Genomic DNA, 11,923 nt, shown 5'->3' on the forward strand with positions numbered 1-11,923 from the left:
GGACCCCTCGCCCGGACGATCGACCACCCGGCGACGCAGGGGCCATGACCTCCGCAGGGGAAGCATGTCCAACTCCACGATGCCATGAGTCGACGGGCGCACCGATCGAACTCTTCGACCTGCCCACCCATCCCGGACAGCGTCACGAAGGATCTCGACTGGCGGACGACCGTGAGCTCCGCACGCGCGCAGGTCGACGGGGCCTGACTATGGCGTGCCTCGTTCGGCCGGCACTGAGGCCCCGGTTCAGGCCTGGCCGGTCTCGAAGCGGGCGACTTTGCCGTCGCGCACGGTGAACCGCCAGCTGGTGCGCATCGAACCCCAGCGGGAATTGGTGTAGTCGGCGACGAGTTCGGTGCCGCCGTCGTCGATGGTCTCGACGTTCATGTGCCCGTTGCTGCCGAAGACCTCCGAGTCGGTCCACTGGGCGACATTGCGTTCCACGCCGTCGTCGGACATGGTCGCGTCGTCGGTGAGCGCGGCGAAGAGCCGGTCCTGGTCGTTGGCGTTGAGGGCGTCGACGAATTCCTGCACCACGGGATCTAGCTCAGTCATCTGGTTACCTCTCTCGGATCAGGTGGCGGAGCATCAGCAGTAGTTCAGCAAATCTCTGGCGTCCACTGTAGGGCAGAACGCGGGCCCGCGCCGGGATGGCTGTGCTGTTGCCGCGCGCCGCCTGCTGGTAAACAGGGACTCGTGACCGCGCAGCGTGCATTCCGGTTCGGTGTCAACATGGTGACTCCGGACTCCAGGAGCGACTGGACCCAAAAGTGCCGCAGGGCTGAGGAACTGGGTTTCGACGTGATCGGAGTGGCCGATCACCTGGGCTGCCCGGCACCGTTTCCATCGATGATCCTGGCCGCGGCGGCGACCGAACGGGTGCGGTTGACCACCTTCGTGCTCAACGCGCCGTTCTACAATCCGGTGCTGCTGGCCCGCGATATCGCCGGTGCCGATCAGCTCACCGACGGGCGGGTGGAGATCGGTCTGGGTTCGGGCTACGTGCAGGCCGAATTCGAGGCCGCGGGAATCCCTTTCGAGAGTGGCGCGAAGCGGGTCGCGCATCTGGAACACACGGTCTCCACGTTGCGTACCCTGTTCTCCGATCCGGAGTATCAGCCGCGCCCGGTCCAGCCGTCGGGGCCGCCGCTGTTGATCGCGGGCTGGGGTAACCGCTCGTTGCGCTTGGCCGCCGAACACGCCGACATCATCGCGTTCCCCGGCGCGTCGGCGACCGAGAACGGTGGCCCGCTGCATCTGGCCGGGCTCGGCGAAACCAGCGAAAAGGTCGCCTATGTCCGCGACCTCCTGGGCAGCCGCGCCGACCGCGTCGAGTTCAACATCCTCATCCAGCGGGTGGTACCACCGGAAGAACGCACCGCGGTACTCGAATTATTCGGCCCCGCACTGCCCGACGATGTAGCCGACACCCCAGAGGACCTGCCGACCCTGCTGATCGGCACACCCGAGGAGATCGCCGACCGAGTGCGCGCCCACCGCGACCGCTACGGTTTCAGCTACATCACCGTCCTGGAGCACAGCATGGAGCAATTCGCGCCGGTGATCGAACTGCTGCGCTGAGCTCTACCGATCTTCTCAGCCAACTCGGGGGTGGGTGGTGCGCAATACAAGGGCGGGGAGACGGCGTCACCTTGCCTGCGTACGCTTTTGGGCCGGTAACCGCCATTCCAGGCCGAACACCGAGGAGTTCTGCGGACCCGAAGCCGCCGGAATGCGACTATTCCGCCGCGCGAACGGCATGTTCGCCTCACTCGCCGTCCGCAACTATCGCTACTACTTCGCTGGACAAGTGGTCTCCAATACCGGGACCTGGATGCAGCGCATCGCTCAGGATTGGTTGGTACTCAGCCTCACCGGCAGTTCCTTCGCCGTCGGGGTCACCATCGCCGTGCAGTTCTTGCCGGTCCTGCTGTTCGGCCTCTACGGCGGGGTGATCGCGGACCGTTTGAGTAAGCGACGGTTACTAATGCTCACCCAGAGCTCGATGGGTGCCCTTGCCGCCGCGCTTGCGATCCTGACACTCACCGGGTCGGTGCAGGTTTGGCATGTCTACCTGCTGGCTATGCTGCTCGGGCTGGTCACGGTGGTGGACAGTCCCACTCGGCAGACGTTCGTCGCGGAGATGGTGGGCCAAGAACAGTTGCGCAATGCGGTCAGCCTCAACGCGGTGAACTTCGAGACCGCGTCGATGACCGGTCCGGCGGTGGCCGGTGCGGTCATCGCGGCGGTCGGTACTGGGTGGGCGTTCGCGATCAACGCCGCCTCTTTCGCGGCGGTGGTCGGCGGGTTGCTGTTGATGCGGCCCGCACAGCTGCGGCCGGTGCCGCGGTTGTCGCGCGACAAGGGACAGTTGCGCGAGGGTTTGCGCTATGTCGCCGCTCGTCCGGAGCTGATCGGGCCGCTCGTGCTGGTGGGGTTCGTCTGCACCTTCGGATACAACTTCCCGACCGTGCTGTCGGGTTTCGCATATCAGGTCTTCCATATCGGCGCCGGGCGCTACGGGCTACTCAATACGGCGCTGGCGGTGGGGGCGTTGGTGGGGGCGTTGCTGGCCTCGCGGCGGCCGCGAGTGCGGATGCGTCTGCTGGTCGGTACCGCCTTCGGCTTCGGTGTGCTCGAGGCCGTGACGGCGTTCGCGCCGCAGTACTGGCTGTTCGCGGCGATGCTGACAGTGGTGGGTCTGCTCGGGCTCACCTTCCTCACGTCGAGCAATGCCACGATTCAGTTGGCTACCGAACCGACGATGCGGGGACGGGTGATGTCGCTGCACATGATCGTCTTCATCGGCGGAACTCCGATCGGCGCACCGATCATCGGCTGGGTCACCGAAGAGTGGGGCCCGCGAATCGGGCTGCTGACCTGCGGCGTCGTATCCGCGTGCGCAGCGGTCGTGGTCGGCTGGATCATGGTTCGCGCCCGCCGTTTACGGATGCGCGTGTCTCGCCGCGGCGTGTCTTTCGTGCCAGGTGAGAATCCGGCGGCGTCCGCTGCGACGGTCGATTACCCAACTCGGATCACACACCCGAGGTCGAAGGGGTAGCGCCCGAGGTTGAATAGGTGTGCAAGCGAGCGGTTTCGGTGATGGTTTCAGGTGCTGACGGTGAGCTGGTAGCCGAGCAGGGTGGGGTGGGGTGGATAGTCGAGGGGTTTGGTGCGGCCGTCCGCGTGCCAACCCTGTCGTTCGTAGAATCGGCGGGCGCGGTTGTTGTCCTTCAGGACCCACAACTGCCACTGGTCCGTGTTCGTCTCGGCGTCGATCGCGTTGTCGTGCAGCAACTGTGCGATGCCGGTGCCCCAGTGTGGCGGGCTGACATACAGCGACCGGAGGTGTCCTGGATTTGCCGCCACGACACCGATGATCCGTCCGGCGCTCTCAGCGGTGATGATTCGCGCGTCGGTGCGGGCCTGGTCCCACTCGGCGACCACTGCCTCGAACGGATACGGATACCGGTCCGGCGGGAAGATGTGGGAAAAGGCGGCCAGCTCTGCGTCACGCTGAATTCGGGCGAGCGCCGTCGCGTCGGGTGGGCCCGCTGCTCTGAGAACGACACTCTCTATTGGCCGACTCATCGGGACTACCAGGCCTCCGTTCGTAGGTGGTTCTCGCAGAGCGATCGCGTTCGATGTCGTCTGCGGGAGGTCGAGCGTGTTCGGTGGTGTCGGCGCGGTAATCTGCCGAGCTCGATGTAAACCGTTTCGCCGCAACATAACTCACGCATATGGGTGTGCTGTGCTCGCCGGACCCTCGGGAATCGTCAGGGCAGTGGGTCGATGATCACGCGGGGGTCGAGTTGGCGGAGTTTTTTGGGGCGGGCGGTCAGGCAGGGCCAGTCGCGGGCGATGGCTTCGTGGGTGGCGTGGCCGGCGGGGAGTAGGGCTTCGGCGTTGGCGGTGCCTGCGAGGGCGAGGCCGAGGCGGTCGGCGGCGGCGCGGTCGAAGGGCGGGACGATGGTGTGGGGCAACTCCAATAGTGCGGCGAGAATGTCGAGGCGGTCGGTGGCGATGTGGGCGCGGGCGACGCCGAGGACGGTGGCGGGCACGACGATGGTGTTGCCCGCGTTGACGGTGGCCCAGACCACGGCTTGGGCGTAGTTGGCCTGGTTGGCGAACCCGATGACGGCGGCGGTGTCGAACACGACACCGCCCAGTGCCGCGGTGATCACGCGGCGCCGGCGTGTGGGCCGCCTGCCTCTTCCTCTGATAACGGCGGTAGGCCCTGCACGGCGCGCGCCCGGTTGATCAGGTCCAGCGGTGGGCGGCCGCCGAGGACTTGCTCGAGTTTGGCCAGTGACTGCGCGCGGTTGATCCGCGCCTGCACGGCCTCGGAGACGAACGCCGACACCGATTCGATGTGGCCGCCCGCGCGCCAGGTCTCGAGCATGGCCAGAAGTTCTTCGGGCAGCGTGACGGTGACTTTCCGTGTTTTCTGCTCCCGAGACGACGGCATACCCACGACTGTATCGCGGCGGGGTTTCGCTTGCGAGGGGGTCACTCGGCGGGCTTGTGCCAGAGCAGGGTGTAGCGCAGGAGTGGGCGGCGGCGTAGGTGCGCGCCGGGCAGGATCTCCGCGGCAGCGGTGCGGATCTCGGGGAAGGTGGTCTCGGGATCGCGCAATCGCATGTCGGGGCCGCCGAGCTTGGGCCGGTGCAGGGTGTCGATCGCGATGATCGCCGGGAGCAGCGCCAGGTACGGGTAGTCGGTGCGGGGGTCGAACTTCCACAGGCCGACGACGGCGAGGGTGCCGCCGGGCGCGACGAGTCGGCGTAGCGCGGTGAGGCCGTCGCGCAGCGGGACGTGGTGCAGGGTCGCGACGCTGGTGACGAGGTCGAAAGTTCCTGGGAGGTCGAGGAAGTCGCCGTGTTCGAAGGTGACATTCGGTGTGGGCGTTGCCGTGTCGAGGATGGCGGGGTCGAGGTCGACGCCGCGCACGGTCAAGCCTCGTCGACCGAACTTGGTGGCGAGAAGGCCGTCGCCGCAACCGATGTCGAGGACGGTGCGGGCAGTGCCGGGGATCTGAGCGAGCAGCCAGGGGTGGTACTGGGTGTTGTGGTTCCAGTAGGGATCGTCGCGCACGCCACGAGAGTACGGACGGGTGCGGAACCAGAGCTCGAAGACCGACGAATATCTGTGATCCGCATCACATTTCACCGCACAAAATGTCGGTGGTCGATGGCATGGTGTCGGTATGCCTTTCGCCGAATCCACCGTTTCCGCCGACGTCATCCGAGTCCTCGGTGCCAGTGAGCACAACCTGCGCGACGTCTCGCTGGAGATTCCCAAGAACAAGATCACGGTGTTCACCGGGGTGTCCGGTTCGGGTAAGTCCTCGATCGTGTTCGACACGATCGCGGTGGAGTCGCAGCGTCAGCTGTATGCGACGTTTCCGGCGTTCATCCTGAACTTCCTGCCGCGCTACGAGCGTCCGCATGCCGAGGCGATGGAGAATCTGACCGCGCCGGTGATCATCGATCAGCAGCCGGTGGGTGGCGGGCCGCGCTCGACGGTCGGCACGATGACCGACATCTTCTCGATGGTGCGGGCGATGTTCGCCCGATTCGGTGCGCCCTCGGCCGGTTTCGTCTACAACTACTCGTTCAATGTGCCCCAGGGCATGTGCCCGGACTGCGACGGGCTCGGCATCACGGTGCGCGCCGATCCGGACCGGCTGCTCGATCGGACCAAGTCGCTCAACGAGGGCGCGATCCTGTTGCCCGGCTACGGTGTCGGCGGCGGCGAATGGCAGATGTACGGCAATTCGGGGCGCTTCGATCCGGACAAGAAGCTGAGCGAGTACACGGCCGAGGAGTTCGCGGATCTGCTGTACGGCACCGGCGGCAAGGTGGAGTTGACCTTCGCCAAGGGCACCTGGAAGGCCAGCTACGAGGGCATCGCCGCCAAGTTCACCCGCACCCGGCTGCAGCGCGACACCTCCACGTTGAGCGAGAAGACCCGCGAGCAGATGCGTCAGTTCCTGACCGAGGGGATCTGCCCGACCTGTCATGGCGCCCGGCTCAATGCGGCGGCGCTGGCCACGAAGATCAACGACCGCACGATCGCCGACTGGGCCGGGTTGCAGATCACCGATCTGATGGTGGTGCTCGAGGAGATCACCGATCCGGCCGCGACGGGATTGGCGGGCGCGATCCGCACCTCGCTGCAGCGGGTGGCCGATATCGGGCTGGGATATTTGAGCCTGGATCGTCCCACATCGACGCTGTCCGGTGGTGAGGGACAGCGGTTGAAGATGATCAAGCATTTGTCGAGCACGTTGATCGGGATGACCTACATTTTCGACGAACCGAGCGTCGGGTTGCATCCGCGCGATGTGGGCCGGTTGAACGATCTGCTGAAGGCGTTGCGGGACAAGGGGAATACGGTGCTGGTGGTCGAGCACGATCCCGATGTCATCCAGATCGCCGACCACATCGTCGATGTCGGCCCGCGCGCCGGACTGCACGGCGGGCAGGTGGTGTTCGAGGGCAGCTTCGCCGAGCTGCGGGCCGCCGACACCCCGACCGGCGCCGGGCTGCGTCGTCCGTTCACGGTGAAAGACACCTTCCGCGCGGGCACGGGCGAGTTGCTGATCGAGCATGCCGGCGTGCACAACCTCAAGGACGTGACCGTCGCGATTCCCACCGGCGTCCTCACCTCGATCACCGGGGTCGCCGGGTCGGGCAAGAGCAGCCTGATCCGGGATGTGTTCGTGGTCGAACATCCCGAGGCGATCTTCGTCGACCAGTCCGCCATCGCCGCCTCCTCGCGGTCCACTCCGGCGACCTATCTCGGTCTGATGGATCCGATCCGCAAACTGTTCGCCAAAGCCACTGGCGAGTCGCCGGGTCTGTTCAGCTTCAACTCCGCCGGTGCGTGCAAGCAGTGCGAGGGGCGCGGGGTGATCATCACCGAGATCGCCTACATGGACCCGGTCACCACGCACTGCGACGCCTGCGACGGCCGCCGCTTCTCCGACGACGTGCTCGCACTCACCTTGCGCGACAAGTCGATCGCCGACGTGCTGGAGCTGACCGCCGAGGAGGCGCTGGTGTTCTTCCCGGAGAAAGCACTGAATGCCAAGTTGCGCACCATGAACGAGGTCGGCCTGAACTACCTGAGCCTCGGCCAAGCCATGAGCACCCTGTCCGGCGGTGAACGTCAACGCATCAAACTAGCCACCCAACTCGGCAACACCGGCTCGGTCTACGTCCTCGACGAACCGACCACCGGCCTGCACATGTCCGACGTCGACACCCTGCTCGCCCTGCTCGACGGCCTGGTCGAACGCGGCAACACCGTCATCGTCATCGAACACAACCTCGACGTGGTCGCCCACTCCGACTGGGTCATCGACCTGGGCCCCGACGGCGGCAAAGCAGGCGGCGAAATCGTCTTCACCGGCACCCCCGCCGCCCTGCTCACAGACCCGATCTCACTGACGGGCGAGTACCTGCGTAAGTACAAGGCGGCGTAGCACGATGTTTCGAGTGGCCGCCGCCTCGATAGACGAGTACTTCGAATTCGACCCTGCCCGCGAAGCGGATCTACGCCGAATCGACGAGTCGATCCGCGCGGCGGCCCCGACCTTGTCACGATGGTTCGTCGCCGGCACCGAGGCCGGAAAGCCCGGAATGGCAATGACCCTGATCGGTTATGGCAGCTTCGAATACGCAGTACAACGCTCACCCGCCACCGTGACGTGGCCGATCGCCGGCCTCGCACTCCAGAAGAACTATCTGAGCCTGTATATCTCGGCCGAGCACAACGGCAGGCCCTTTGCTCTGGGTTACGCCGACCGCCTCGGCAAGGTCGATATCAGCTCCACAGGCGCTGTGCGCTTCACCCGGGCAACCGATCTGAACCCAGCCGGTCTGACCACGCTGCTCACCGACCTGGAACACGGAGTGACCACAGCGACCGTCCGCGTGCGCTACGGCCGCAACACCACAACCGTTGCGGTACAAGGCCACCCGTTGCCGCGCTGATCGATTCCGCACTCTCTCTCGGGATCCGCACTGACTCTAGGGCCCTATTTCAAGTGCGTGTCCCGAGAGAGAGTGCGGATTCTGTAGTGGGCGTGGCGGAACGCTTGTCATATCCGGCTGCCCGCAGCCAAATTCGGGTGTCCGCCGCGTCGTGTGGGCCCTGTCGGCGAGCCCCGCGCACTGGAGCGACCGCACCACCGGCTCGCGCGCACGCATTCTCCCGCCGCGCACGAAATCGCCAGCGAATTCGTGCGCGGCCAGACAACAAGTGCGCATGCGCGTCACGCGAGCTGCCCCGCGGAGCCCTCGCGCGCCGATCCAGCCGTCCTCGCCAGAATCCGCACTGTCTCTCGGGATCGGCACTGGCTCTAGGGCCCTATTCGAGTGCGCCTCCCGAGAGAGAGTGCGGATTCTGCTGTGTCGGTGGGCGGTGATCGGGTGGGGAGTGGGTACTTCGGCTGGAGGCTAGGGGTTGCCTCTTGGGTAACTTGGAGTACGCTCAGAAATGAGTCCACTCATTAATTGGAGGTGCCGCGAGGATGACCACAGCAGATGCGGTGCAGGGTGGGCGGCGGATGCGTAACAAGCAGGACAAGCTGTCGCGCATCTTCGAGGCCGCGGCGGCGTTGTTCGCCGAGCGTGGGTTCGGCAGCGTGACCACGCAGGAGATTTCCGAGCGTGCGGATGTGGCGGCCGGGACGTTGTTCCGGTATGCGGCGTCCAAGGGTGAGCTGCTGTTGATGGTGTACAACGCGGAGTTCCGGGCGGCCCTCGAACAGGGCGAGCGGGCGGCGCGATCCGAAACCGATCCGGCGCGAGCGGTCCTGGCGATGACGCGCCCGATTCTCGAAGCCGCCGACCGGCGCGTGGAGAACACGGTGGCGTATCAGCGGGAGTTGTTGTTCGGTGCACCCACCGAGCAGTACCGCGCCGAAGGGCTCGCCGAGGTCGCGCGCCTGGAGACGATGATCGCCGAGCGGCTCACCGCGGCGGTGCCCGGCAGCGGCAAAGAGCTGTTCGCCCGGGCATTGCTGGCGGGCCGCAGTGTGTTCGCTGTGCTGCATCTGATCCTGGCCCGGCCATCGACCGGCGCGCATCCGGGTCGCGACGCGACCGGCGATCTGCGCGACCAGATAGCCCAGATCGTGGCGGGGTTTTTCGCCTCGATCGAGTGAGTGGACCGTCGAGGGGCGAACCTCGCCTCCGGCAGGAAGGAGAACATCATGAGCATCCGTAAGGTGACCGTCCTCGGCACCGGGGTCCTCGGTTCGCAGATCGCATTCCAGACTGCGTTCAGCGGCTTCGAGGTCACGGCCTACGACATCAACGACGACGCACTGAAAGCGGCACACGATCGATTCACCAAACTGGTCTCGATCTACCAGGACGAGGTCGACGGCGCGGGTGACGGCAAAGCCGAAAAGGCCGCCGACACCATCGCATTGACCACCGATCTCGCTGAAGCGGTCAAGGACGCCGACCTCGTCATCGAGGCGGTGCCCGAGGTCTTGAAGATCAAGCAGGACACCTATCAGAAGCTGAGCGAACTGGCCCCGCAGCGCACGATCTTCGCCACCAATTCCTCCACCCTGCTGCCCAGCGATCTCAAGGATTCCACCGGCCGCCCGGACCGTTTCCTCGCACTGCATTTCGCCAACGACGTGTGGCGCTACAACACCGCCGAGGTGATGGGCACCAAGGACACCGACCCCGAGGTGTTCCACGCGGTCGCCGAATTCGCCGCCGCGATCGGCATGGTCCCGATCGAATTGCACAAGGAGAAGGCCGGTTACGTGGTCAACTCGCTGCTGGTGCCGCTGCTGAACGCAGCGATGGGGCTCAGTGCCGGCGGTTATGCCGATCCGGAGGCGGTCGACAAGACCTGGCGGACCGCGACCGGCGCCCCGTTCGGCCCGTTCCAGATGATCGACGTCATCGGCCTCAACACCCCCTACAACATCCTGGTCAACAGCGACGAGAACGGTAAGAAGCTCGCCGCGTGGCTCAAGGACAACTACATCGACCAGGGCAAGCTCGGCGTGTCCAGCGGTGAAGGTTTCTACAAGTACTCGTAATCGCCGGTGCGGCAAGGCATTCCGAACCAGTACCAGGAGAGGAGTCACATGTATTACAGCAGCGGCAACTATGAGGCGTTCGCCCGGCCACGCAAGCCCGACGGTGTCGAGGACAAGACGGCGTGGTTCGTCGGGGCGGGTCTGGCCTCGCTCTCGGGTGCGGCGTTCCTGATCCGCGACGGTCAGATGTCCGGGGACAAGATCACCGTGTTCGAGCGGTTGAAGCTGCCCGGTGGCGCGCTCGACGGCATCAAGGAACCGAAGAAGGGTTTCGTGATCCGGGGCGGGCGCGAGATGGAGAACCATTTCGAATGCCTGTGGGATCTGTTCCGGTCGGTGCCTTCGATGGAGATCGACGGGGCCAGTGTGCTGGACGAGTTCTATTGGCTGAACAAGGACGACCCGAACTCCTCGTTGCAGCGCGCGACCGAGAAACGCGGTCAGGACGCGCACACCGACGGTTTGTTCACGCTGAGCAACAAGGCGCAGAAGGACATGATCAAGGTCTTCCTCGCGACACCGGAGGAGATGGAGAACAAGCGGATCGACGAGGTCTTCGGCGAGGACTTCTTGCAGAGCAACTTCTGGATGTACTGGCGGACGATGTTCGCGTTCGAGGAGTGGCACAGTGCGCTGGAGATGAAGTTGTATCTGCACCGCTTCATTCATCACATCGGCGGGCTGCCGGATTTCTCGGCGTTGAAGTTCACCAAGTACAACCAGTACGAGTCGCTGGTGCTGCCGTTGTATCGGTGGCTGCTCGATCAGGGCGTGAGTTTCCGGTTCGATACCGAGATCACCGATATCGACTTCGACCTGATCGGCGACCGTAAGCAGGCCACGAAGCTGCACTGGGTGGCCGATGGCAGCGAGGGCAGTGTCGATCTGGGTGCGCATGATCTGGTTTTCACCACGATCGGCTCGCTCACCGAGAATTCCGACGACGGCGATCACCACACGCCGGCGAAGTTGCTCGACGGTCCGGCGCCGGCGTGGGACCTGTGGCGGCGGATCGCGGCGAAGGACCCGTCGTTCGGGCATCCGGACGTGTTCGGTGGGCATATCGAGCAGACCAAATGGGAGTCGGCGACGGTCACCACGCTGGACGAGCGGATCCCGGGCTATATCCAGAAGATCTGTAAGCGTGATCCGTTCAGCGGCAAGGTGGTGACCGGCGGCATCGTCACCGTGCGGGACTCGAGCTGGTTGATGAGCTGGACGGTGAATCGGCAGCCGCATTTCAAGCAGCAGCCCGAGGATCAGATCGTGGTGTGGGTGTATTCGCTGTTCGTGGATGTGCCCGGCGACTATGTCAAGAAGCCGATGAGTGCCTGCACCGGCGAGGAGATCACCCAGGAATGGCTGTACCACATGGGTGTGCCGGAGGACGAAATCGCTGAGCTGGCCGCGAATTCGGCCAAATGTGTGCCGGTGATGATGCCGTACGTGACGGCGTTCTTCATGCCACGCCAAGCCGGTGACCGTCCGGATGTGGTGCCGGCCGGGTCGGTGAACTTCGCGTTCATCGGACAGTTCGCCGAAAGCACCCGCGACTGCATCTTCACCACCGAATACTCGGTCCGCACCGCGATGGAGGCGACCTATCAGCTGCTCGGCATCGAACGCGGCGTCCCGGAGGTCTTCAATTCGACCTATGACGTGCGCAAGCTGCTGGCGGCGACGAGCCGACTACGCGACGGCGACGAGGTGCGTATTCCAGGGCCGAATCTGGTGCGCAACAAGTTGATGAGCAAGCTGGAGTCGACCGAGATCGGTGTCATGCTCGAGGAGTACGGGTTGGTGGGAGACAAGAAGTAGCACTGTCGAGCAGGCTCGGTCCCGTTGGGG

Annotated in this window: 12 protein-coding genes; 7 read left to right on the forward strand and 5 right to left on the reverse strand. The window is 65.0% G+C overall.

What is annotated here, in order from left to right; all coding sequences use genetic code 11:
- Positions 1-246: 246 nt before the first annotated feature.
- The gene (locus tag ACFWF1_RS42985; RefSeq protein WP_379291371.1) at positions 247-555 is read right to left on the reverse strand and encodes a nuclear transport factor 2 family protein; all 309 of its coding nucleotides are present in this window, start codon (positions 553-555) and stop codon (positions 247-249) included.
- 141 nt (positions 556-696) lie between these two features.
- Here ACFWF1_RS42985 and ACFWF1_RS42990 point away from each other — a divergent pair, with 141 nt between their 5' ends.
- Together ACFWF1_RS42990 and ACFWF1_RS42995 are read left to right on the forward strand one after the other, a co-directional pair.
- Entirely contained in the window at positions 697-1,581 is an 885-nt protein-coding gene (locus ACFWF1_RS42990; protein WP_379291370.1) for an LLM class F420-dependent oxidoreductase, read from the forward strand.
- A 151-nt stretch (positions 1,582-1,732) separates the two neighbouring features.
- Entirely contained in the window at positions 1,733-3,061 is a 1,329-nt protein-coding gene (locus tag ACFWF1_RS42995; RefSeq protein ID WP_379291368.1) for an MFS transporter, read from the forward strand.
- A 47-nt stretch (positions 3,062-3,108) separates the two neighbouring features.
- Here the strand turns inward: ACFWF1_RS42995 and ACFWF1_RS43000 are convergent, their stop codons facing one another.
- From ACFWF1_RS43000 to ACFWF1_RS43015, 4 genes are all read right to left on the reverse strand, one after another.
- Complete coding sequence (locus ACFWF1_RS43000; protein WP_379291366.1) at positions 3,109-3,591, reverse strand: GNAT family N-acetyltransferase; 483 nt, start codon at positions 3,589-3,591, stop codon at positions 3,109-3,111.
- Between the two features lie 185 nt (positions 3,592-3,776).
- A complete protein-coding gene (locus ACFWF1_RS43005) occupies positions 3,777-4,184 on the reverse strand; it encodes a hypothetical protein (protein WP_379291365.1) in 408 nt (135 codons plus the stop codon).
- Complete coding sequence (locus tag ACFWF1_RS43010; protein WP_379291363.1) at positions 4,181-4,468, reverse strand: ribbon-helix-helix domain-containing protein; 288 nt, start codon at positions 4,466-4,468, stop codon at positions 4,181-4,183. Before ACFWF1_RS43010 ends, ACFWF1_RS43005 begins: the two co-directional genes overlap by 4 nt.
- Positions 4,469-4,509: 41 nt before the next feature.
- The gene (locus ACFWF1_RS43015; RefSeq protein ID WP_379291361.1) at positions 4,510-5,094 is read right to left on the reverse strand and encodes a class I SAM-dependent methyltransferase; all 585 of its coding nucleotides are present in this window, start codon (positions 5,092-5,094) and stop codon (positions 4,510-4,512) included.
- 112 nt (positions 5,095-5,206) lie between these two features.
- Here ACFWF1_RS43015 and ACFWF1_RS43020 point away from each other — a divergent pair, with 112 nt between their 5' ends.
- The 5 genes from ACFWF1_RS43020 to ACFWF1_RS43040 all read left to right on the forward strand — a co-directional run bounded on the left by ACFWF1_RS43020 (position 5,207) and on the right by ACFWF1_RS43040 (position 11,893).
- Positions 5,207-7,489, forward strand: coding sequence for an ATP-binding cassette domain-containing protein (locus tag ACFWF1_RS43020; RefSeq protein ID WP_379291359.1), 2,283 nt, complete (start codon positions 5,207-5,209; stop codon positions 7,487-7,489).
- A 4-nt stretch (positions 7,490-7,493) separates the two neighbouring features.
- Complete coding sequence (locus tag ACFWF1_RS43025) at positions 7,494-8,000, forward strand: hypothetical protein (RefSeq protein ID WP_379291358.1); 507 nt, start codon at positions 7,494-7,496, stop codon at positions 7,998-8,000.
- A gap of 539 nt (positions 8,001-8,539) precedes the next feature.
- The gene (locus tag ACFWF1_RS43030; RefSeq protein WP_379291356.1) at positions 8,540-9,175 is read left to right on the forward strand and encodes a TetR/AcrR family transcriptional regulator; all 636 of its coding nucleotides are present in this window, start codon (positions 8,540-8,542) and stop codon (positions 9,173-9,175) included.
- A gap of 48 nt (positions 9,176-9,223) precedes the next feature.
- The gene (locus tag ACFWF1_RS43035) at positions 9,224-10,075 is read left to right on the forward strand and encodes a 3-hydroxyacyl-CoA dehydrogenase (RefSeq protein WP_379291354.1); all 852 of its coding nucleotides are present in this window, start codon (positions 9,224-9,226) and stop codon (positions 10,073-10,075) included.
- Positions 10,076-10,123: 48 nt separating this feature from the next.
- A complete protein-coding gene (locus tag ACFWF1_RS43040) occupies positions 10,124-11,893 on the forward strand; it encodes an oleate hydratase (RefSeq protein ID WP_379291353.1) in 1,770 nt (589 codons plus the stop codon).
- The last annotated feature ends 30 nt before the right edge of the window (positions 11,894-11,923 follow it).

The sequence above is a fragment of the Nocardia sp. NPDC060255 genome (assembly GCF_042727395.1).
In the GTDB taxonomy this organism is placed as follows: Bacteria; Actinomycetota; Actinomycetes; order Mycobacteriales; family Mycobacteriaceae; genus Nocardia.